The sequence below is a fragment of the Pseudomonas sp. GW456-E7 genome (assembly GCF_059424105.1).
Map to the genome: position 1 here is coordinate 171302 of NZ_JBWKZB010000004.1, position 19656 is coordinate 190957.

Annotated in this window: 24 protein-coding genes; 10 read left to right on the forward strand and 14 right to left on the reverse strand. The window is 60.9% G+C overall.

The genetic code is table 11. The features are described from left to right. Window positions 1-207 precede the first annotated feature (207 nt). From ftsY to rpoH, 4 genes are all read left to right on the forward strand, one after another. Window positions 208-1740 (forward strand): signal recognition particle-docking protein FtsY, encoded by a 1533-nt coding sequence (ftsY, locus tag AC07YV_RS04990; RefSeq protein WP_102699969.1) that lies wholly within the window; start codon window positions 208-210, stop codon window positions 1738-1740. Further along, window positions 1737-2408 carry a cell division ATP-binding protein FtsE gene (gene ftsE, locus AC07YV_RS04995; RefSeq protein ID WP_007975383.1) on the forward strand — a complete coding sequence of 224 codons (672 nt, stop codon included), beginning with the start codon at window positions 1737-1739 and terminating at the stop codon, window positions 2406-2408. The genes ftsY and ftsE overlap by 4 nt, the downstream gene beginning before the upstream one ends. Continuing rightward, a complete protein-coding gene (gene ftsX / locus AC07YV_RS05000) occupies window positions 2405-3427 on the forward strand; it encodes a permease-like cell division protein FtsX (protein WP_095964214.1) in 1023 nt (340 codons plus the stop codon). The genes ftsE and ftsX overlap by 4 nt, the downstream gene beginning before the upstream one ends. Before the next feature lie 120 nt (window positions 3428-3547). Then, the gene (gene rpoH / locus AC07YV_RS05005; RefSeq protein ID WP_007975386.1) at window positions 3548-4402 is read left to right on the forward strand and encodes an RNA polymerase sigma factor RpoH; all 855 of its coding nucleotides are present in this window, start codon (window positions 3548-3550) and stop codon (window positions 4400-4402) included. Window positions 4403-4561: 159 nt separating this feature from the next. On the opposite strand, the gene mtgA is transcribed toward rpoH, so the two are convergent. Next, window positions 4562-5284, reverse strand: a complete 723-nt coding sequence (gene mtgA / locus AC07YV_RS05010) for a monofunctional biosynthetic peptidoglycan transglycosylase (protein ID WP_007975387.1) — start codon at window positions 5282-5284, stop codon at window positions 4562-4564. Window positions 5285-5358: 74 nt separating this feature from the next. On the opposite strand from mtgA, the gene AC07YV_RS05015 reads away from it, so the two are divergent. The 4 genes from AC07YV_RS05015 (at window position 5359) to trmB (ending at window position 7714) form a co-directional block, all read left to right on the forward strand. Then, on the forward strand, window positions 5359-5730 hold the full coding sequence (locus tag AC07YV_RS05015) for a DUF423 domain-containing protein (protein ID WP_102699967.1): 372 nt from the start codon (window positions 5359-5361) through the stop codon (window positions 5728-5730). Window positions 5731-5923: 193 nt separating this feature from the next. Next, window positions 5924-6124: a sulfur carrier protein ThiS gene (gene thiS / locus AC07YV_RS05020; protein WP_160386128.1), complete on the forward strand. Its 201-nt coding sequence runs from the start codon at window positions 5924-5926 to the stop codon at window positions 6122-6124. Between the two features lie 60 nt (window positions 6125-6184). Beyond that, a complete protein-coding gene (locus tag AC07YV_RS05025) occupies window positions 6185-6979 on the forward strand; it encodes a thiazole synthase (protein ID WP_007975390.1) in 795 nt (264 codons plus the stop codon). A gap of 9 nt (window positions 6980-6988) precedes the next feature. After that, window positions 6989-7714, forward strand: a complete 726-nt coding sequence (gene trmB / locus AC07YV_RS05030; RefSeq protein ID WP_102699966.1) for a tRNA (guanosine(46)-N7)-methyltransferase TrmB — start codon at window positions 6989-6991, stop codon at window positions 7712-7714. Between the two features lie 130 nt (window positions 7715-7844). Here trmB and AC07YV_RS05035 read toward each other — a convergent pair whose 3' ends face one another. From AC07YV_RS05035 to AC07YV_RS05080, 10 genes are all read right to left on the reverse strand, one after another. Next, a complete protein-coding gene (locus AC07YV_RS05035) occupies window positions 7845-8168 on the reverse strand; it encodes a DUF3392 domain-containing protein (RefSeq protein WP_007987827.1) in 324 nt (107 codons plus the stop codon). A 9-nt stretch (window positions 8169-8177) separates the two neighbouring features. Continuing rightward, window positions 8178-9383 carry a radical SAM family heme chaperone HemW gene (hemW, locus tag AC07YV_RS05040; RefSeq protein WP_102699964.1) on the reverse strand — a complete coding sequence of 402 codons (1206 nt, stop codon included), beginning with the start codon at window positions 9381-9383 and terminating at the stop codon, window positions 8178-8180. Beyond that, window positions 9380-9976 carry an RdgB/HAM1 family non-canonical purine NTP pyrophosphatase gene (gene rdgB / locus AC07YV_RS05045; protein ID WP_007975395.1) on the reverse strand — a complete coding sequence of 199 codons (597 nt, stop codon included), beginning with the start codon at window positions 9974-9976 and terminating at the stop codon, window positions 9380-9382. The genes hemW and rdgB overlap by 4 nt, the downstream gene beginning before the upstream one ends. After that, window positions 9973-10407 carry a DUF4426 domain-containing protein gene (locus AC07YV_RS05050; protein ID WP_102699963.1) on the reverse strand — a complete coding sequence of 145 codons (435 nt, stop codon included), beginning with the start codon at window positions 10405-10407 and terminating at the stop codon, window positions 9973-9975. Before AC07YV_RS05050 ends, rdgB begins: the two co-directional genes overlap by 4 nt. Before the next feature lie 26 nt (window positions 10408-10433). After that, a complete protein-coding gene (gene metW, locus AC07YV_RS05055; RefSeq protein ID WP_007975398.1) occupies window positions 10434-11054 on the reverse strand; it encodes a methionine biosynthesis protein MetW in 621 nt (206 codons plus the stop codon). Between the two features lie 7 nt (window positions 11055-11061). Next, entirely contained in the window at window positions 11062-12201 is a 1140-nt protein-coding gene (gene metX / locus AC07YV_RS05060; protein WP_102699962.1) for a homoserine O-succinyltransferase MetX, read from the reverse strand. Window positions 12202-12385: 184 nt separating this feature from the next. Next, window positions 12386-12679, reverse strand: a complete 294-nt coding sequence (locus tag AC07YV_RS05065; RefSeq protein WP_102699961.1) for a DUF167 domain-containing protein — start codon at window positions 12677-12679, stop codon at window positions 12386-12388. Between the two features lie 4 nt (window positions 12680-12683). Beyond that, window positions 12684-13274, reverse strand: coding sequence for a YggT family protein (locus AC07YV_RS05070; protein WP_007975402.1), 591 nt, complete (start codon window positions 13272-13274; stop codon window positions 12684-12686). Between the two features lie 10 nt (window positions 13275-13284). Next, window positions 13285-14103: a pyrroline-5-carboxylate reductase gene (gene proC / locus AC07YV_RS05075; RefSeq protein ID WP_102699960.1), complete on the reverse strand. Its 819-nt coding sequence runs from the start codon at window positions 14101-14103 to the stop codon at window positions 13285-13287. 35 nt (window positions 14104-14138) lie between these two features. After that, window positions 14139-14825, reverse strand: coding sequence for a YggS family pyridoxal phosphate-dependent enzyme (locus tag AC07YV_RS05080; RefSeq protein WP_015097206.1), 687 nt, complete (start codon window positions 14823-14825; stop codon window positions 14139-14141). A 56-nt stretch (window positions 14826-14881) separates the two neighbouring features. Here AC07YV_RS05080 and AC07YV_RS05085 point away from each other — a divergent pair, with 56 nt between their 5' ends. Continuing rightward, the gene (locus tag AC07YV_RS05085; protein ID WP_102699959.1) at window positions 14882-15916 is read left to right on the forward strand and encodes a type IV pilus twitching motility protein PilT; all 1035 of its coding nucleotides are present in this window, start codon (window positions 14882-14884) and stop codon (window positions 15914-15916) included. A gap of 82 nt (window positions 15917-15998) precedes the next feature. On the opposite strand, the gene AC07YV_RS05090 is transcribed toward AC07YV_RS05085, so the two are convergent. Next, the gene (locus AC07YV_RS05090; protein ID WP_102699958.1) at window positions 15999-16619 is read right to left on the reverse strand and encodes a C40 family peptidase; all 621 of its coding nucleotides are present in this window, start codon (window positions 16617-16619) and stop codon (window positions 15999-16001) included. Window positions 16620-16870: 251 nt separating this feature from the next. Between AC07YV_RS05090 and AC07YV_RS05095 the strand changes: the two genes are divergently transcribed. Next, the gene (locus AC07YV_RS05095) at window positions 16871-17290 is read left to right on the forward strand and encodes an NINE protein (RefSeq protein ID WP_102699957.1); all 420 of its coding nucleotides are present in this window, start codon (window positions 16871-16873) and stop codon (window positions 17288-17290) included. A 57-nt stretch (window positions 17291-17347) separates the two neighbouring features. On the opposite strand, the gene AC07YV_RS05100 is transcribed toward AC07YV_RS05095, so the two are convergent. Together AC07YV_RS05100 and AC07YV_RS05105 are read right to left on the reverse strand one after the other, a co-directional pair. Further along, window positions 17348-18619 carry a dihydroorotase gene (locus AC07YV_RS05100; protein ID WP_102699956.1) on the reverse strand — a complete coding sequence of 424 codons (1272 nt, stop codon included), beginning with the start codon at window positions 18617-18619 and terminating at the stop codon, window positions 17348-17350. Beyond that, window positions 18616-19635: an aspartate carbamoyltransferase catalytic subunit gene (locus AC07YV_RS05105; protein WP_007975410.1), complete on the reverse strand. Its 1020-nt coding sequence runs from the start codon at window positions 19633-19635 to the stop codon at window positions 18616-18618. Before AC07YV_RS05105 ends, AC07YV_RS05100 begins: the two co-directional genes overlap by 4 nt. Between the last annotated feature and the right edge of the window lie 21 nt (window positions 19636-19656).

The window sequence follows — 19656 nt, forward strand, 5'->3', positions numbered from 1 at the left end:
GAAGGTGGATATTTATCAACTGAATTCCGCGTTTTCGCCGATTTTGCTGCTTTAGTCCAATGAGAATTCGATTCCGTGAGGTGCCATTGAGCACCTCGACAAAATGTTGCGCGTGAACAAGCTGGGTGAAACACAGTCTGTTCTGCATCGATTATTTATTTGCCGGGGCGCCATTGGCGCGTCGCTACCGTGAGATAGCCGTCCTCCATGTTTGGTTCCAACGACGACAAGAAGACCCCAGCTGCGGCTGGCGAGAAAAAAAGCCTGTTCGGATGGCTGCGCAAAAAGCCGCAGGAACCCGTCGTCGAACAGCCACAAGCCATTCCTGAGCCCGCGCCGACGCCGGTCCCGGTAATAGAAGAAGCGCCCGCACCGGTTGCTCTGCCGATTGCCGAGCCGTTGCTGCAACCCAAGGTTGAAGCCGCTCCCGAACCTGTCAGCGAAATCGTCACCGAACAGCCGCTGGCCCCGACGGCCGAACCCTGGTTGACCCTGCCGGTAGCCGAAGAGCCCGTGGCGTTGGTCGAAAATGACCTGGCCCCCCACGTGACCCCGCCGATTCCGGCCCCGGCAGCGTTTGCGCCTGCACCGGTTCATGCGCCTGTGGTCGAAGCGATTGTTGAACCCGTCGTCGTGGCCGAGCCTGTTTCCGTTGTCAGCCAGCCAGAGGTCCCGGTATTCGTTGCTCCGGTTGCTCCGGTTGCTCCGGTTGCTCCGGTTGCTCAAGCACCAGCACCCGCTCCGATTCCTGTGCCGATCGCGGCACCCGTCGAAACCCCGGTAGAACCCGTACGCCCCGAAGAAACCAAAGCCGGTTTCTTCGCCCGCCTCAAGCAGGGCCTGTCCAAGACCAGCGCCAGTATCGGCGAAGGCATGGCCAGCCTGTTCCTGGGCAAAAAGGTTATTGATGACGAACTGCTCGAGGACCTCGAGACCCGTCTGCTGACTGCCGACGTCGGTGTCGAAGCCACCTCGGTGATCATTCAGCGTTTGACGCAGAAGGTTGCGCGCAAGGAGCTGGCTGACGCCGATGCCCTGTATAAATCCCTGCAAGCCGAGCTGGCGGCCATGCTCAAGCCCGTCGAGCAGCCGCTGAAAATCACCTCGCAGAACAAGCCGTTCGTGATTCTGGTCGTCGGCGTCAACGGTGCCGGCAAGACCACCACCATCGGCAAGCTGGCGAAGAAACTGCAGCTGGAAGGCAAGAAAGTCATGCTCGCCGCCGGCGACACCTTCCGTGCGGCGGCGGTAGAGCAGTTGCAGGTCTGGGGCGAGCGCAACAAGATCCCGGTGATCGCCCAGCATACTGGCGCCGACTCGGCCTCGGTGATCTTCGACGCTGTGCAGGCCGCCAAGGCCCGTGGCATCGATGTGCTGATCGCCGACACCGCCGGCCGCCTGCACACCAAAGACAACCTGATGGAAGAACTGAAAAAGGTTCGCCGGGTGATCGGCAAGCTCGACGCCGACGCACCTCACGAAGTGCTCCTGGTGCTTGACGCCGGTACCGGCCAGAACGCCATCAACCAGGCCAAACAATTCAACCAGACCGTCGAACTGACCGGCCTGGCGCTGACCAAGCTCGACGGCACCGCCAAGGGCGGGGTGATTTTTGCCCTGGCCAAGCAATTCGGCCTGCCGATCCGCTACATTGGCGTCGGCGAAGGCATCGACGATTTGCGTACCTTTGAAGCAGAACCCTTTGTCCAGGCATTGTTTGCCGAGCGGGAGCGTTCATGATTCGTTTCGAACAGGTCGGTAAGCGCTACCCGAACGGTCACGTCGGCTTGCATGAGCTGAGCTTTCGAGTCCGTCGTGGCGAGTTCTTGTTTGTCACCGGCCATTCCGGCGCCGGTAAATCCACGCTGTTGCGCCTGTTGCTGGCGATGGAGCGCCCGACCAGCGGCAAGCTGCTGCTCGCCGGGCAAGACCTGAGCACCATCAGCAACGCGCAGATTCCTTTCCTGCGTCGGCAGATCGGCGTGGTGTTTCAGAATCACCAGTTGCTGTTCGATCGCACGGTGTTCAATAACGTCGCGTTGCCTTTGCAGATCCTGGGCCTGTCCAAGGCCGAGATCGCCAAGCGCGTGGACTCGGCACTGGAGCGCGTGGCGCTGTCGGATAAAACCGATCTGTACCCGGGTGACCTGTCCACCGGTCAGCAGCAGCGCGTCGGCATCGCCCGCGCCATCGTCCACCGTCCGGCCTTGCTGCTGGCGGATGAACCGACTGGTAACCTCGACCCGCGTCTGGCCGCCGAGATCATGGGGGTGTTCGAAGACATCAATCGCCTGGGCACCAGCGTGCTGATCGCCAGTCACGACCTGGCCCTGATCGCCCGCATGCGCCATCGCATGCTGACGTTGCAACGCGGTCGATTGATCGGTGACGGGGAGGCCGCGGTATGAGTGCAACACGTAGCCCCAAGGTTTCCGAGCGCGTGGCCCCGAAAGCCGCCGATCCGCAGCCGCAAAAGAAAAAACACGACGATGATGACGGGCCGGACTTCGCCACGTTGTTCCGTGCCTGGATCGAAAGCCATCGCGCCAGCATGGTCGACAGCCTGCGTCGCCTGGGCAAACAGCCCATCGGCAGCTTTTTCACCTGCATGGTGATGGCGGTGGCCCTGAGCTTGCCCATGGGGCTGTCACTTTTGCTAAGTAACGTCGAGCGCCTGGGTGGTTCCTGGCAGCGCGCGGCGCAGATTTCCCTGTATCTGGACCTTGAGGCCAAGCCAGCCGAAGGCGAATCGCTGCGCGATCAGATAAAGGGTATGCCTGGCGTTGCCGATGCCGAATACGTTGGCCGGGATCAGGCGCTGGAAGAGTTCCAGCAACAGTCGGGGCTGGGCGAGGCGCTCAAGGAATTGCCGGAGAACCCGTTGCCAGGCGTGGTTCTGGTAACGCCGACCGAAGTCGACAAGCCGGCCCTTGAAGCATTAAGACAAAAACTATCCGAGTTGCCGAAGGTACAGCAGGCGCAACTTGATTTAGTCTGGGTCGAGCGTCTGGCAGCCATCCTCAAGCTGGGTGACCGTTTTGTCTTCGGTCTGACCGTACTTCTGGTTTCTGCATTACTTTTGGTGATAGGCAATACCATTCGTCTTCATATTGAAAACCGCCGTACAGAGATAGAAGTGATTAAACTGGTCGGCGGCACTGACAGCTATGTCCGCAGGCCCTTCCTGTACATGGGGGCGCTGTATGGCTTCGGTGCAGGGATTCTGTCCTGGGGCGTGCTTGCGTTCGGCCTTGATTGGCTGAACGACGCGGTGGTAGGTCTGGCCGGTTTGTACGGCAGTGATTTTGCGCTGGCTGGAGTGCCAGTTGCCGACGGTCTGTCTCTCTTGCTTGGCGCGGTGCTGTTGGGGTATATCGGTGCATGGATTGCAGTCGCACGCCACCTGAGGGAGCTTGCGCCTAAGTAGTATCATTTTGCTCGTATTGACCTTTCAGCGTTTATGGGTTTTAGGGAACTTGTCTTTCGGTTTCCGGTCAATTTTCGCAGTGCTGAACTGCACGAGTTTGTAAGTCGGAGGTTTTTTCGTATGACCAATTCTTTGCAACCTGCATATGCTCTGGTCCCGGGTGCGAACCTGGAGGCCTATGTGCACACCGTCAACAGCATTCCATTGCTGTCGCCGGAGCAGGAGCGTGAACTGGCCGAGAGTCTCTATTATGAGCAGGATTTGGGGGCGGCTCGGCAGATGGTGCTCGCCCACCTGCGTTTTGTCGTACATATCGCCCGTAGCTATTCCGGCTACGGCCTGGCTCAGGCTGACCTGATCCAGGAAGGCAACGTCGGCCTGATGAAGGCCGTGAAGCGCTTCAACCCGGAAATGGGCGTGCGCCTGGTGTCCTTTGCCGTGCACTGGATCAAGGCGGAAATCCACGAGTTCATCCTGCGTAACTGGCGCATCGTGAAAGTCGCGACCACCAAGGCCCAGCGCAAGCTGTTCTTCAACCTGCGCAGCCAGAAGAAACGCCTGGCCTGGTTGAATAACGAGGAAGTTCATCGCGTCGCTGAAAGCCTGGGCGTAGAGCCTCGGGAAGTGCGCGAGATGGAAAGCCGCCTGACCGGCCATGACATGGCCTTCGACCCGGCTGCCGAAGCGGACGACGACAGTGCTTTCCAGTCGCCGGCCAACTATCTGGAAGACCACCGGTACGATCCGGCCCGTCAACTGGAGGACGCCGACTGGAGCGACAACTCCAACCACAACCTGCACGAAGCGCTGGAGGTGCTGGACGACCGTAGCCGTGACATTCTCTACCAGCGCTGGCTGGCGGAAGAAAAAGCCACGCTGCACGACCTGGCGCAGAAGTACAACGTGTCGGCCGAGCGTATTCGCCAGCTCGAGAAGAGCGCGATGAACAAGCTCAAGTTGTCGATCGCTGCGTAACTGGCGGGCAGGCAGTAAAAAAACCGAGCAGTGATCCTGTGGGAGCGAGCTTGCTCGCGATGAGGTCCGAACATTCAATACATAAGTTGAATGTCAGGCCGTCATCGCGGGCAAGCCCGCTCCCACAGTGGTTTTCAGGGCCTGAAGAATTGTGATCGGTTATTGAGACCAAGGTGCCCGACGCGAATCGTTCAGGCCCACCAGATAGCTATCCCCGCCCAACTGGCTCATCTGCTGTCGAATCCAGCCCGCTCGCCGCGAAACGTATGAAGTCGGATGGCTTGCGCTCCAGACCCGCGGGTTTGGCAGTACGGCGGCGAGCAAGCTCGATTGCTGTCGGCTGAGATTTTTCGCGCTGGTCCCAAAATGATGCCGTGCCGCAGCCTCCGCGCCAAACACCCCGTCATCCCACTCAACGCTATTCAGGTACACCTCAAGAATCCGCTGCTTGGGCCAGAACACTTCGATCAGTCCGGTGAACCAGGCTTCCAGGCCTTTGCGCAGCCAGCTGCGGCCAGACCACAGGAACAGGTTTTTCGAGACTTGCTGGCTCAGGGTGCTGGCGCCACGGATCGAACCGCCGCGCTCGTTATGGGCAAACGCCGCCTGAATCGCGCCGATATCGAAACCCCAGTGCTCCGGGAATTTCTGGTCTTCGCCGGCAATCACCGCGACTTTCAGGTCGTCGGAGATCTCGTCCCAGGGTTTCCAGGTCCGTTGCAGGTCGATGGGTTCGCCGTCAATCCAGGATTCGATCTTGCGCTCGATCATCAGCGTCGTCCCCGGAGGCGGCACCACGCGAAAGATCAGCACCAGCAATACGCTGCCACCCATGAACCAGAGCACGGCCTTGGAGAAATGACGGAAATAGATACGCAGCATAGAGATGGCTTGGCCGAACCCGTTGAGCGGGCCATTATACAGACCCTTTGGATCGAAACTGACTGGAGTTCTGCATGCTGCGTGGCTTTCTGATGCTGGCCGCTTTTTTCGGCTTCACCGGTGTCGGCCTCGGGGCCTTTGCCGCCCATGGCCTGAAGAGCCGCCTGAGCGCCGAGTACCTGGCGATCTTCCACACCGGCGTCACCTATCAACTGGTGCACGCCCTGGCGTTGCTCGGTATCGCAGCGCTGGCCACGCAAATTCCCGGTCGACTCGTCACCTGGGCCGGTGCGTCGTTTGCTGTCGGGATCCTGCTGTTCTCCGGCAGCCTGTATGTATTGACGCTGACCGGCATCAGCAAGCTCGGCATCATCACGCCTTTTGGCGGTCTGGCATTCCTGGTTGGCTGGCTCTGCCTGGGCCTCGCCGCCTGGCGCCTGACCTGATCCGGAATACGACCTCATGTAGGAGCTGCCGCAGGCTGCGATCTTTTGATCTTAAAAAACAAAAGGCAAAAGATCGCAGCCTGCGGCAGCTCCTACATGAAATGCACGAATCGCATTTCAAGACGAATGGCTTGGGTCGGCCTGACTGATCGGGCTAGAATGCCTGCCCCAAAAAATGATGGCGGCATCCGGCATGCGCATTCAGTTGAACGGCGAATCCTTTGAACTGCCCGACGGTGAAACCGTTGCGGCCCTGATCACCCGTCTGGACCTGACCGGACGCCGAGTGGCGGTCGAACTCAATCTGGATATCGTCCCGCGCAGTCAGCATGCAGACACCACGTTGAACGACGGCGACAACGTCGAAGTGGTGCACGCCATCGGCGGCGGCTAGTAGTCTCGGCCGAGTGGCCACAGAATTCTGCAAGTACCTCACCCCTACAGAGGATTTCCCATGAGCATCGTTCGCAGCGACAAGCCTTTCGTCCTGGCCGGTCGTACTTACCAGTCGCGTTTGCTGGTCGGTACCGGCAAGTACCGTGACATGGAAGAAACCCGCCTGGCCATCGAAGCCTCGGGTGCCGAGATCGTCACCTTCGCCGTGCGCCGCACCAACCTCGGTCAGATCGAGGGCGAGCCGAACCTGCTCGAAGTGCTGTCGCCGGATCGCTACACCTTCCTGCCGAATACCGCCGGTTGCTACGACGCCATCGAAGCTGTGCGCACCTGTCGCCTGGCCCGTGAGCTGCTCGACGGCCACAACCTGGTGAAGCTGGAAGTGCTGGCCGATCAGAAAACCCTGTTCCCCAACGTGATCGAAACCCTCAAGGCCGCCGAAACACTGGTCAAGGAAGGCTTCGACGTGATGGTCTACACCAGTGATGACCCGATCATCGCCCGGCAATTGGCGGAAATCGGCTGTATCGCGGTGATGCCGCTGGCCGGTCTGATCGGTTCAGGTCTGGGGATCTGCAATCCGTACAACCTGCAGATCATCCTCGAAGAAGCCAAAATCCCGGTGCTGGTGGATGCTGGCGTCGGTACCGCTTCCGACGCCACCATCGCCATGGAACTGGGTTGTGATGCGGTGCTGATGAACTCGGCCATCGCCCACGCCCAGCAGCCGGTCATGATGGCTGAAGCCATGAAACATGCGATCGTCGCAGGCCGCCTGGCTTACCTCGCCGGCCGTATGCCGAAAAAACTCTATGCCAGCGCCTCTTCGCCGCTGGATGGTCTGATCAAGTAAGAGCCATTGATGACTGAATCGAACGACACGCCAATCCAGACGGAAGAAGGCGACGAGCGCCAACACCGCCGCATCAAGAGTTTCGTGATGCGCGCCGGGCGCATGACCGAAGGCCAGCAACGTGGCCTGGAGCAGGGCGCGCCGCTGTACGTGCTGCCGCTGGCCGATGCGCCGGTGGACTTCGACCAGGTGTTCGGTCGCTCGGCACCGCGCTCGCTGGAAATCGGTTTTGGCATGGGCCATTCGCTGCTGGAAATGGCAGCGGCTGCGCCGGACCAGGACTTCATCGGCGTCGAGGTTCACCGTCCGGGTGTCGGGGCGCTGCTCAATGGCGTGCTGACCCAGGGGCTGACCAACCTGCGAGTCTACGATTGCGATGCGATCGAAGTGCTCAACCGCTGCGTGGCCGATAACAGCCTTGATCGCCTGATGCTGTTTTTCCCGGATCCGTGGCACAAAAGCCGTCACCACAAGCGCCGTATCGTCCAGGCGTCCTTCGCCGAGCTGGTGCGCAGCAAGTTGAAGGTCGGCGGTATTCTGCACATGGCCACCGACTGGGAACCGTACGCCGAGTACATGCTGGAGGTGATGAATGTCGCCCCGGGTTACCGCAACCTCGCCGAAGACGGCAAGTGCGTACCGCGCCCGGCCGAGCGCCCGATCACCAAGTTCGAACGCCGTGGCGAGCGTCTTGGGCATGGTGTGTGGGATTTGAAGTTCGAAAAACTGGCTTAAACTGCAATACAAAACAATGTGGGAGCGGGCTTGCTCGCGAAGGCGTCGTGTCAGTCGACATTAATGTTGTCTGATACACCGCTTTCGCGAGCAAGCCCGCTCCCACAGTCGTTTTGTGTGTGCTGCAGGATCAGCGGCGATCCGCGACCACGCCAATCAACACCAACACCACCAACAACACCGGCGCCAGGCTGTAGTTGTTGAACTGGCTCAAGCCGCGCACGACCCATGGCGTGGCGTAGATCAGCGCCGCGCCGCTGCCGATCATGCACAGCAGGGACATCAGCGGCACGCGCAAGGCGCCGGCGATGCTGCCCAGGCGCTGCTCGACCCAGCCTTTGAAATCCGCACCAAACAGCACCAGCAGGCAGCCCACCAGGGCCAGGGCGATTTCCGAGAGGTTGCTGCGGCTCCAGCGAGACACGGTGGCAAGCAGGTCGAGTACCAAATCCATTCGATTTCCTTATGTCAGAAATTTCTGCAGCAAGTCGTTGAGGAAGAGTTGTCCGCGCATCGTGGCTACCAGGCGTGACGGTTCGACCTGCAACAGGCCGCTTTGTTCGGCTTCACGTCGGCCTTCAGCAAGGCTTTCCAGGGTCATGCCGGTACGTTCAGGGTACAGCCGCGATTCTACGCCTTCAGTCAGGCGCAGCGCGTTCATCAGGAATTCGAACGGCATTTCGTCGTTGGTCAGCGCTTTCTCGCCGGCCCGGAAGCTTTTCGCCGGATTCAGGTAGTCCTTCGGCAGGCGGGTTTTCCAGGTGCGGACAATGCGCCCGTCCGGGTGACTGAGCTTGCCGTGGGCACCGGCGCCGATGCCGATGAAGTCGCCAAAACTCCAGTAGTTGAGGTTGTGTCGCGCCGGGCGACCGGGCAGGGCATAGGCCGAGACTTCGTACTGGGCGTAACCGTGTTCGGCCAGCAGCGCTTGCCCGGCCTCCTGGATGTCCCACAGCGTGTCGTCTTCCGGCAGTGTCGGCGGCTGGTTCCAGAACACCGTGTTCGGTTCCAGGGTCAGTTGATACCACGACAGGTGTGTCGGTTTCAGGGCGATGGCTGTGCGCAGGTCGGCCAAGGCATCGTCCAGGGACTGATTCGGCAAGCCGTGCATCAAGTCCAGGTTGAAGTTGTCGAACCCGGCCTGCCGCGCCATGCCGGCGGCACGTACGGCTTCGTCGCCGTTGTGAATCCGCCCCAAGGCTTCAAGCTTTTCTTGCTGAAAACTCTGGATGCCGATCGACAGGCGATTGATCCCCAGTTTCCGGTATGCCACGAACTTGTCTTGCTCGAACGTACCCGGATTGGCTTCCAGCGTGATTTCGATGTCGCTGGCAAAGGGGATGCGTTGTTCGACGCCTCTGAGCAAGCGACCCAGGGAATCGGCACTGAACAGGCTCGGCGTGCCGCCACCAAAGAAGATCGAGCTCAGCTCACGGCCATAGACGGCGTGCAGGTCCTGGTCGAGATCGGCCAGCAACGCGTCGACATACTCTTCCTCCGGTAGCACAGGGCTGGCGGTGTGGGAGTTGAAGTCGCAATAAGGGCATTTGCGCACACACCACGGGATGTGGATGTACAGCGCCAGGGGCGGCAACACAGGCAGTGCCGCCCGGGGCGATGAAGCATCGCCGCCGAAGATCAGCGGCGACGCGGATGATTCACGGGTCATTTCAAGCCCAGACGCTGGCGCAGCAGATCCATTGCACGGGCGCGGTGGCTGATCTGGTTCTTGTCGGCAGGGCTTAGTTCGGCGCTGGAGCAATCGCGCTCCGGCACCCAGAACAGCGGGTCGTAGCCAAAACCGTGTTCGCCGCTGGCCTGGGTCAGGATTCGCCCGTGCCACAAACCTTCGCAGAGGATCGGCAACGGATCGTCGGCATGACGTACCAGTGCCAGCACGCAGACGAACTGCGCCCCACGCTCGGCTTCAGGCACGTCTTTCAACACGTCGAGGAGCTTGGCGTTGTTCGCCGCATCGCCCTTGCCGTCGGCATAACGCGCGGAGTAGATACCCGGCGCACCGCCGAGGAAATCCACCGCCAGCCCGGAATCGTCGGCCAGCGCCGGCAAACCGGAAATGCGCGCGGCATTACGGGCCTTGAGGATGGCGTTCTCGACGAACGACAGGCCGGTTTCTTCAGGTTCGACGCTGCTGAACTCGCCGATCGAGCGCAGATGCACCGACTCGCCGAGCATGGCCTGGAGTTCTTTGAGTTTGCCGGCGTTATGGCTGGCCAATACGAGTTGCGTGAAGTTGATCATTGGCCAGGGAAGAGCTCTTGGTTGAAATTGATGGTGTTGATTTTGTCACCGGTCTGCACCTTGATGTCGAAGGTGCGGACTTCCTGCTGATCCACCGGATATTGTGCGATGTAGTAGATCGCACCTTGTTCGGTGATCTGTTTGAACTGCAGTGGCACCGTCTGGCTGGTCAGGTCTTTGACCGAACCGCTCACCTGGGCCATCAGTGGCTTGCCTTCCTTGAGCACCGAGACATTGATCACGCCCTGGTTCTTGCTGCGGATCAGTTCGGCGGACTTGGCAATGTCCGGGGTCAGGTAGGTGGAGTTGAACGTGTTGTAGTGCACCGTCACGTCGCCAAAGGTTTCCTGGCGCTCGCCCTTGATGGCTTCGGCGCCCATGGCGGTGACGCTCAGGCAGGCAGTGAGTAGAAACAAAGCAAGACGACCCATGATCGTTCTCCTTGAAATAGGGTGGATCAGACCGCGACCTTGTGGTCGGAAAGTCCCGGACTGCTGACGCGGTAGATTCCGATCTCACCTAACAGATTAGGCCATAGCTTACTGGCCCACCCGTGCCGATGCTGTTGATCCACGGCAAGCCGATCAATGACCTTCGCTTCACGTTCGCGACACAAGGCTTCAAAGTCCGCGAAGGTGCAGAAGTGGATGTTCGGCGTGTTGTACCAGGTGTACGGCAGGAACTCGGAAACCGGCATCCGGCCCTTGCTCGCCAGGTACCAGCGGCAGCGCCAGTGACCGAAATTGGGGAAGGTGATGATGCACTGGCGGCCCACGCGCAGCATTTCTTCGAGGATCTTGTCCGGGTAATGCACGGCTTGCAGGGCCTGGGTCATGACCACGATGTCGAAACTGTTGCTGGCGAAGTTGCCCAGGCCCTTGTCCAGGTCCTGTTCGATGACGTTGATGCCCTTGGCCACGCACTCGGCGATGTTGTCGGCGTCGTTTTCCAGGCCATAACCGGTGACTTGCTTGTTATCGCGCAGCCAGGTCAGCAGTTCGCCATCGCCGCACCCGAGGTCGAGCACGCGGCTGCCGGCGGGGATCCATTCCTGGATGATTTCCAGATCAGCTCTCATGGCTTTCTCACAGCGTAATGCGGTTCATGTAATTGTCGAATGCCTGCAGGTAGCGCGGGATCGGAATCAGGAAGGCGTCGTGGCCTTGCGGTGCGTCGATCTCGAGGTAGCAGACGTCCTTGCGCGCGGCCATCAGTGCGTCCACCAGCTCGCGCGAGCGGGCAGGGGAGAAGCGCCAGTCGGTGGTGAACGACATCACGCAGAACTTGGCTTTGGCACCTTCGAAGGTTTTCGCCAGGTTATCGTCGAAGTTCGCTGCCGGATCGAAGTAATCGAGCGCCTTGGTCATCAACAGGTACGTGTTGGCATCAAAGCGCCCGGAGAACTCTTCGCCCTGATAGCGCAGGTAGCTTTCGACCTGGAATTCGACGCTGTGGAAGTCGTAGTTGAGCTTCTCGCTCTTGAGCCCGCGGCCGAATTTCTCGCCCATGGAGTCGTCGGACAGGTAGGTGATGTGCCCGACCATCCGCGCCAGCATCAGGCCGCGCTTGGGGATCACGCCCTGTTCCTGGAACGAACCGCCGTGGAATTCAGGGTCGGTGAGGATCGCCTGGCGCGCCACTTCGTTGAACGCGATGTTCTGTGCCGACAGCTTGGGGGCCGAGGCGATGGCCAGGCAGTGACGGATGCGGTCGGGGTAGGTGATGCTCCATTGCATCGCCTGCATGCCGCCAAGGCTGCCGCCGATCACGGCCGCGAACTGGGCGATGCCGAGGCGATCGGCCAGGCGCGCCTGACTGTGGACCCAATCTTCGACGGTCAATACCGGGAAATCGGCGCCGAACGGCTTGCCGGTGTCCGGGTTGATGCTGCTCGGGCCGGTGGAGCCGTTGCAGCCACCGAGGTTGTTCAGGCTGACCACGAAGAACTTGTTGGTGTCGATTGGTTTGCCGGGGCCGATGCAGCTGTCCCACCAACCGGGTTTGCGGTCGTCGGGGCTGTGATAGCCGGCAGCGTGGTGGTGCCCGGACAAGGCGTGGCAGATCAGCACGGCATTGCTCGCCGTGGCGTTGAGCGTGCCGTAGGTTTCGTAGATCAGGTCATAGGCCGGGAGCGAACGACCACAGGCCAAAGCCAGCGGCTCGCTGAAGTGCGCCACTTGCGGCGTCACCAGACCAACAGAATCGGGGGGAAAGGCAGCTGGCATCGACCCTGCTCTCATTGAAATGAGGCGTAAGTCTAAAGACCGCTGGGGTTAGCGGCAAGCAAAGGCCGGGCCTGATTTCTTTCAGTAAGTCCGAGGTGCGCCATTCGCGAGCAAGCCCGCTCCCACAGAGGAACGCATTCCCCTGTGGGAGCGGGCTTGCTCGCGAAGGCAGCGCCTCGGTATATCAGTTCTGTCGCGCCAAACCAGGCAAGTCCGGCAACTTCTTCGGCGAGCAAATGCGCACCCGTTTCTGCCGGTTCAACTCGCCACTGATCAAGCTGACCTGGCTCTTGGACACGCCAAAGGCCTTGGCCAGAAACGCCATCAGGTACGCGTTGGCCTTGCCCTCGACTGGCGGCGCGGTCAGGCGGATCTTCAGGCGATCACCGTGCAGCCCGGCGAAATCATCGCTACGGGCTGCCGGTTGCAGGTGACACTCCAGAATCAGGTCGTCACCGTCCCAGCGAAACCAGCTCACCGGGTCAGATCAGCACGCGGAGGATTTGCGGCATCATGGTCAAGGCGGCGAGGTTGTTGATCACCAGCATGTCGATCAGTTTGATCGCCAGGAACGCAAAGATCGGCGACAGATCAAGCCCGCCCAGGTTTGGCAGGAACTTGCGGAATGGCGCCAGGGCCGGCTCGCAGACGTCGTTCACCAGTTCGGCGCCCGGGTTATGGCTGCCCGGTGCGACCCAGGACAGGATCACGCTGATGATCAGGGCAAAGAAGAAGATGTTCAGGAATAGCGCGGTCACACCGATGATCGACCAGATCAGCAGTTGCAGCGGATTGCCGGTGGTGCCGTAGGTCAGCAACAGGGTCAGGGCCATCAGGGCCAGTTGCACCAGGATCGCCAGCACCAGCGAGGACATGTCCAGGCCGAACACGCTCGGGATGATCCGGCGCAGCGGCTTGAGCAGGGGCTGGGTGGCCTTGACGATGAACTGGCAGATCGGGTTGTAGAAGTTCGCCCGCACCAGTTGCAGCACGAAGCGCATCAGCACGATCAGCAGGTACAGGCTGCCGAGGGTTTGCAGCACGTAGACCGCTGCGGTGTTCAATCCAATCATGAAAAGCTCCTTATTGACCCAGTTGTTCGGCCATCTCGGCCGAGCGATGCGCGGCAGCGCCGAGTGCTTTTTCGACCAGGGCTTCAAAACCATTGGCCTGGAACGACTTGATTGCAGCTTCAGTAGTGCCCGCAGGGGAGGTGACACGGCGGCGCAGCTCGGCTGCGTCGACGTCGCTGGAGACCGCCATGTGCGCGGCGCCCAGTGCGGTTTGCAGGGTCAGTTGCGCGGCGATGTCCGCCGGCAGGCCAAGTTTCACGCCGGCGGCGGTCATGGCCTCGATCAGCAGGAAGAAATACGCCGGGCCCGAGCCGGAAACGGCGGTGACGGCATCCAGTTGCTGCTCTTCATTGAGCCATAAGGCGATGCCGACCGCGGACAGCAGCGCCTGGGCTTGCTGACGCTGTTCGGCGGTCACTTGGGCTGTTGCGAACAAGCCGCTCACGCCCTGACGCAGTAGCGCCGGGGTGTTGGGCATGCAGCGCACGATCGGCTGGGCGCCAAGCCAGTTGTTCATGCTGGCGCAGGTGATGCCTGCGGCAATCGACACCACCAGTTGATGGGGCTTGAGGCTTGGGCGAATCGCTTCGCACACGGCTTTCATCGCCTGCGGCTTGACCGCAAGGACGACGACGTCGGCGCCGTCGATGGCCTGGGCGTTGTCGGCGAAGGTTTCGATGCCGTGTTCAGCGCTCACGCGGGCGCGGGTTTCTTCGCCCGGATCGCTGGCGCGGATCTGCGCGGCTTCCAGACCCTTGGCCCGCAGGCCGCCGATCAGGCTGGCGGCCATGTTGCCGGCACCGATAAAGGCAATACGCGTCTTGCTCATGTCAGGTCCTTATAAAGAAGAGAGTCGGTCATGGGTTATGGCCGATCGTAATCACGGGCGCCAAACAGGGCCGTACCGATACGGACCCAGGTGGCGCCCTGGGCAATGGCCGACTCAAGGTCGTGGCTCATGCCCATGGAAAGTGTGTCGAGTGGCAGGTTCAGGCTGGCTTGCAGGCTTTGCACGGCCGCAAACGCGGCGTCCTGGGCGGCGCGATCTTCGGTCGGCTCAGGGATGGCCATCAGCCCGCGCAACGTCAGGCGCGGCAGGGCGCTGATGGCACTGGCCAGGGCCGGCAGGTCAGCCGGGGTGCAGCCGGATTTGCTGGCTTCACCGCTGACGTTGACCTGAATGCAGATATTCAGGGGCGGCAAATCGGCAGGACGTTGTTCGGACAGGCGTTGTGCGATTTTCAGGCGATCCACGGAATGCACCCAGTCGAAGTGCTCGGCGATAGCACGAGTCTTGTTCGATTGAATGGGGCCGATGAAGTGCCAGATCAAGGGCAGGTCGGCCAGTTCAAGCTGTTTGCCCAGCGCTTCCTGCAGGTAGTTCTCGCCAAAGTCGCGCAGGCCGGCGGCGTAGGCTTCACGCAGGTCCTGTGCAGGTTTGGTCTTGCTCACGGCCAGCAGATGGACGCTGTTTTCGGCGCGATTGGCGGCAAGTGTTGCGGCATGGATGCGCGAACTAACTTCGAGAATGTTGTCTGCTATGGTGGACATCAAGAGGCGCCAGCGGTCTGAAGGTTCGCGGCATTCTACTGGAATTGAGAGGCGCTATGGATATCACTGAACTGCTGGCGTTCAGCGCCAAACAGGGGGCATCGGACCTGCATTTGTCTGCTGGCCTGCCGCCGATGATTCGGGTGGATGGCGATGTGCGGCGCATCAACCTGCCGGCCCTGGACCACCAACAGGTGCAGGCGCTGATCGATGCCATCATGAACGACACCCAGCGGGTGGACTTTGAGAAGCATCTGGAAATCGACTTTTCCTTTGAAGTGCCCGGTGTGGCGCGTTTTCGGGCCAATGCGTTCAATCAGAGCCGTGGCGCGGGTGCGGTGTTTCGTACAATTCCGGCGAAAGTGCAGAGCATGGACGAGCTGGGCATGGGAGAGGTGTTTCGCAAAATGACCGACGCTCCCCGTGGCCTGGTGCTGGTGACCGGCCCGACCGGCTCCGGAAAGTCCACCACGCTGGCGGCGATGATCGATTACCTCAATAACCATCGCCATCACCACATCCTCACCATTGAAGACCCTATCGAGTTTGTCCACGAGCCACGCAAGTGCCTGATCAACCAGCGTGAGGTCCACCGCGATACCCGCAGCTTCGCCACGGCCTTGCGCTCGGCGCTGCGGGAGGACCCGGACGTGATTCTGGTGGGGGAGATGCGCGATCTGGAAACCATACGCCTGGCGTTGACCGCCGCCGAAACCGGCCATCTGGTGTTCGGCACGCTGCACACCACGTCGGCGGCGAAGACCATTGACCGGGTAGTGGACGTGTTTCCGGGGGACGAGAAGTCAATGGTGCGCTCGATGCTCTCCGAGTCGCTGCTGGCGGTGGTGTCCCAGACGTTGGTGAAGAAGGTTGGCGGCGGGCGCATCGCGGCCCACGAGATCATGCTGGGGACGTCGGCGATCCGCAACCTGATCCGCGAAGACAAGGTGGCGCAGATGTACTCGGCGATTCAGTCGGGAGGGGCGTTGGGCATGCAGACGCTGGATATGTGCTTGAAGGACCTGGTAGCCAGGGGGTTGATCAGTCGTGATCATGCGCGGGAGAAGGCGCGGTCGCCGGAGGGGTTTTGATAGCCCTGAAAAGCAAAAGATCGCAGCCTTCGGCAGCTCCTACACAGCTGCCGAAGGCTGCGATCCTTTGACCTTGCTTCAATCAGCGCTGAACAACCCGCATCTGATTCTGTTCTTTCGGCAGAACCCGCTTGGCAACCACGTAGTGGTTTTCCCAGTACGGTTTTTTCAAGGTGTCGATGCTCACCGACTTGCCGCGACGTGGCGCGTGGATGAAACGGTCGTTGCCCAGGTAAATGGCGACGTGATTGACCCGGCGGCTCTTGATGTTGAAGAAAATCAGGTCGCCCGGCTTCAGGTCGTTGCGATCGACTTTCTCCCCATGACCGCTGGCCATGGCATTGGAGGTGCGTGGCAGGTCGAACGTGGCGTCGTTGAACGCGTATTTCACCAGGCCGCTGCAATCGAAGCCTTTGCTTGGGCTGCTGCCGCCCCAACGATAGGGAGTGCCAAGGACGTTTACGGCGCGGCTCAGCACGTCGCTGCTTTCCTTGGTGCCCATCGGTGGAACCAGCCCGCTTTTGCTGTTGGCCAGGCTTGGAGCATATTTGGCGGATTTCTTGTCTTTGCTCGAAGGAGCAGAGACATGGGATTTAGGGGTGTAACCATTAACGTTTGGAAGACGTTGCTCACGATTGGTGGCGTGGGCGGCCAGTGGCATCAAAAGGCAAATGGTTAGCCATGTCTTGAAAAATGAACGCATTAGGCAAGGCTCTTAATAAGTTAGCGCGCAACTTTATAACAGCTTTTTTGCCGCTTCCGAGGCCGTTGGTCGATTGAACCTGGGGGACAATGGTGGCAAAAAAGCGGCAGAATGGCGCAATTGTCGGACAGAAGTCCGGTGTTACAAGGCTTTGACGGGAGTGAAGGTAGCATTTGCCATACGTCGGGTGCCTGTAAAAAAGTCACAAAGAATTGAAGAATATTTATCTATCGTGTGAATCGAGGTCATTCATGAACCCCTATCAACAGACTTATCCGCAGCAAGACACCCACAGCAAAGTGATCGGTTATTTGCTGTGGATTTTCGGATTTACCGGCGCTCACCGCTTCTATTACGGCAAGCCGGTGACCGGGACGATCTGGTTCTTCACCTTTGGTTTGCTGGGCATCGGCTGGCTGATCGACCTGTTCCTGATCCCGGCGATGGATCGCGAGGCTGACCTTCGGTTTACCGCGGGGCCCATCGAATACAACGTGGCGTGGATTCTGCTGACGTTTCTCGGGGTGTTCGGTGTGCACCGGATGTATCAGGGGAAATGGATCAGTGGGCTGCTGTACCTGCTCACCGGCGGGTTGTTCTTTCTCGGGGTGCTGTATGACTTCTGGACGTTGAATGACCAGGTGTCCGTGCGTAACGCGCAGCGTCGATAAGCGAAGCGCAAAAGATCGCAGCCTGTAGGAGCTGCCGCAGGCTGCGATCTTTTGTTTTTAAGCCTGGTGGCTAATGCGCCCATCCACCAGGGTGTAACGCACCACACCCGGCAAGCTGTGGCCAATGAACGGGCAGTTCTCGCCCTTCGACAACCAGGTTTCGCCCGCGACGGTCGAGGCCGCCGGGTCGAACAGCACGATGTCCGCCGCGCCACCCACCGCCAGTTTGCCTGCCGGCAGGCGCAAGGCCTCGGCAGGGCCGGCGCTCAGGCGCTTCAGCAACGTCGGCAGGTCCAGCAAGCCGTCTTCGACCAGGGTCATCGCCAGTGGCAATAGCAGTTCAACGCTGCTGATGCCCGGCTCGGTGGCGCCGAACGGTGCCAGCTTGGCGTCACGCTCATGGGGTTGGTGATGGCTGGAGATGGCCGAGATCACGCCGGATTTCACCGCTGCGCGCAGGCCATCGCGGTCGGCGCGGGTGCGTAGCGGCGGCTGGACGTGATACAGGCTGCTGAAGTCGATCAGGGCTTCGTCGGTCAGGATCAACTGGTACAGGGCGACATCCGCGGTCACCTTCAGGCCCCGGGCCTGGGCCTGGGCGATCAGTTCCACGCCGCGGGCGCTGGTGAGCTGGCTGAAGTGCGCGCGCACGCCGGTCTGTTCAACCAGCAGCAGATCCCGGGCCAAGGCGACGGTTTCGGCGCTTTCCGGGATGCCCGGCAAGCCAAGGAAACTGGCGGTCGGGCCTTCGTGAGCCAGACCGCCTTCGGCCAGGTCGTGATCCTGGGAGTTGAAAATCACCGTCAGGTCGAAAGTGGCCGCGTAGTCCAGTGCCCGGCACAGGGTGCGGGTGTTGCGGAAGCTCTCCAGGCCGTTGCCGAAGGCCACGCAACCGGCGTCGCGCAAGGCAACCAGCTCGGCCAGTTGCTCACCGTCCAGGCCTTTGCTCAGGGCGCCAATCGGGAAGACTTTGGTGTTGCCGGCCTCACGGGCGCGGTCGAGGATCAGTTCGGCCACCGCCGAGGTGTCCAGCACCGGTTTGGTCTTCGGCGGGCAGCACAGACTGGTCACGCCGCCAGCCGCCGCCGCGCGGGTTTCGCTGACAATCGAGCCTTTGCGGCTGTAACCCGGCTCGCGCAGGGCAACGTTGAGGTCGACCAGGCCGGGAGCGGCCACCAGGCCTTTGGCGTCGATCGTGTCGACGGCGACAAAACCGGCGGGCGCCGCGCCAAGGGCGACGACTTTGCAGGCTTCAATGTGGATATCGGTCACTTGATCCAGGCCGCTGGCCGGATCGATCACGCGGGCGCCGAGAATGCTGAGCTTCACTGTGCGCTCTCCTGTTCGAATTGGCCCTGCTCGAATTGACGCTGCGCAGTCTGCCCGCTCATGGCCATGGACAGCACGGCCATACGAATGGCGATCCCGTAGGTCACCTGGTTGAGGATCACCGAGTGCGGGCCGTCGGCCACTGCCGACTCGATTTCCACGCCGCGGTTGATCGGCCCCGGGTGCATCACGATGGCATCGGGTTTGGCGCCGGCCAGGCGCGCGGTGGTCAGGCCGAACAGGCGGTAGAACTCGCCCTCGCTCGGCAGCAGGCCGCCGGTCATGCGTTCGCGCTGCAGGCGCAACATGATCACCACGTCGACGTCCTTCAGGCCTTCGGTCATGTCGGTGTAGACCTTCACGCCGTATTGCTCGATGCCGATCGGCAGCAGGGTCTTCGGCGCAATCACGCGAATGTCCGGGCAGCCGAGGGTTTTCAGGGCCAGCATGTTCGAACGCGCCACCCGCGAGTGCAGGATGTCGCCGACGATGGCCACCGAAAGGTTTTCGAAGCCGCCCTTGTGCCGGCGGATTGTCAGCATGTCGAGCATGCCCTGGGTCGGGTGCGCGTGCCGGCCGTCACCACCGTTGATGATCGCCACTTGCGGGCAGACATGCTCGGCGATGAAGTGCGCGGCACCGGAGTCACCGTGGCGCACGACGAACATGTCGGCGGCCATGGCTTCCAGGTTGCGCAGGGTGTCGAGCAGGGTTTCGCCCTTGCTCGCGGACGACGTGGACACGTTGAGGGTGATCACGTCCGCCGAGAGCCGCTGGGCCGCCAGTTCGAAGGTGGTGCGGGTACGGGTCGAGTTCTCGAAGAACACATTGCACACGGTCTTGCCGCGCAGCAACGGGACTTTCTTCACGGCCCGGGCGCCGACTTCGAGGAAGGAGTCGGCAGTGTCGAGGATTTCCGTCAACAGCTCACGGCGCAAACCGTCGAGCGAGAGGAAGTGGCGCAGCTGGCCCTGATCATTGAGCTGCAGCGGGCGCTTGGTGTCTAGAGGCGTCATCGCAAGGGGGACTCTCAATAG

What these genes read in the sequence shown, in the direction of transcription:
- ftsY (WP_102699969.1), top strand. Translation starts at nt 208, where the DNA reads ATGTTTGGTTCCAACGACGACAAGAAGACCCCAGCTGCGGCTGGCGAG.
- ftsE (WP_007975383.1), top strand. Translation starts at nt 1,737, where the DNA reads ATGATTCGTTTCGAACAGGTCGGTAAGCGCTACCCGAACGGTCACGTC.
- ftsX (WP_095964214.1), top strand. Translation starts at nt 2,405, where the DNA reads ATGAGTGCAACACGTAGCCCCAAGGTTTCCGAGCGCGTGGCCCCGAAA.
- rpoH (WP_007975386.1), top strand. Translation starts at nt 3,548, where the DNA reads ATGACCAATTCTTTGCAACCTGCATATGCTCTGGTCCCGGGTGCGAAC.
- mtgA (WP_007975387.1), bottom strand. Translation starts at nt 5,284, where the DNA reads ATGCTGCGTATCTATTTCCGTCATTTCTCCAAGGCCGTGCTCTGGTTC.
- AC07YV_RS05015 (WP_102699967.1), top strand. Translation starts at nt 5,359, where the DNA reads ATGCTGCGTGGCTTTCTGATGCTGGCCGCTTTTTTCGGCTTCACCGGT.
- thiS (WP_160386128.1), top strand. Translation starts at nt 5,924, where the DNA reads ATGCGCATTCAGTTGAACGGCGAATCCTTTGAACTGCCCGACGGTGAA.
- AC07YV_RS05025 (WP_007975390.1), top strand. Translation starts at nt 6,185, where the DNA reads ATGAGCATCGTTCGCAGCGACAAGCCTTTCGTCCTGGCCGGTCGTACT.
- trmB (WP_102699966.1), top strand. Translation starts at nt 6,989, where the DNA reads ATGACTGAATCGAACGACACGCCAATCCAGACGGAAGAAGGCGACGAG.
- AC07YV_RS05035 (WP_007987827.1), bottom strand. Translation starts at nt 8,168, where the DNA reads ATGGATTTGGTACTCGACCTGCTTGCCACCGTGTCTCGCTGGAGCCGC.
- hemW (WP_102699964.1), bottom strand. Translation starts at nt 9,383, where the DNA reads ATGACCCGTGAATCATCCGCGTCGCCGCTGATCTTCGGCGGCGATGCT.
- rdgB (WP_007975395.1), bottom strand. Translation starts at nt 9,976, where the DNA reads ATGATCAACTTCACGCAACTCGTATTGGCCAGCCATAACGCCGGCAAA.
- AC07YV_RS05050 (WP_102699963.1), bottom strand. Translation starts at nt 10,407, where the DNA reads ATGGGTCGTCTTGCTTTGTTTCTACTCACTGCCTGCCTGAGCGTCACC.
- metW (WP_007975398.1), bottom strand. Translation starts at nt 11,054, where the DNA reads ATGAGAGCTGATCTGGAAATCATCCAGGAATGGATCCCCGCCGGCAGC.
- metX (WP_102699962.1), bottom strand. Translation starts at nt 12,201, where the DNA reads ATGCCAGCTGCCTTTCCCCCCGATTCTGTTGGTCTGGTGACGCCGCAA.
- AC07YV_RS05070 (WP_007975402.1), bottom strand. Translation starts at nt 13,274, where the DNA reads ATGATTGGATTGAACACCGCAGCGGTCTACGTGCTGCAAACCCTCGGC.
- proC (WP_102699960.1), bottom strand. Translation starts at nt 14,103, where the DNA reads ATGAGCAAGACGCGTATTGCCTTTATCGGTGCCGGCAACATGGCCGCC.
- AC07YV_RS05080 (WP_015097206.1), bottom strand. Translation starts at nt 14,825, where the DNA reads ATGTCCACCATAGCAGACAACATTCTCGAAGTTAGTTCGCGCATCCAT.
- AC07YV_RS05085 (WP_102699959.1), top strand. Translation starts at nt 14,882, where the DNA reads ATGGATATCACTGAACTGCTGGCGTTCAGCGCCAAACAGGGGGCATCG.
- AC07YV_RS05090 (WP_102699958.1), bottom strand. Translation starts at nt 16,619, where the DNA reads ATGCGTTCATTTTTCAAGACATGGCTAACCATTTGCCTTTTGATGCCA.
- AC07YV_RS05095 (WP_102699957.1), top strand. Translation starts at nt 16,871, where the DNA reads ATGAACCCCTATCAACAGACTTATCCGCAGCAAGACACCCACAGCAAA.
- AC07YV_RS05105 (WP_007975410.1), bottom strand. Translation starts at nt 19,635, where the DNA reads ATGACGCCTCTAGACACCAAGCGCCCGCTGCAGCTCAATGATCAGGGC.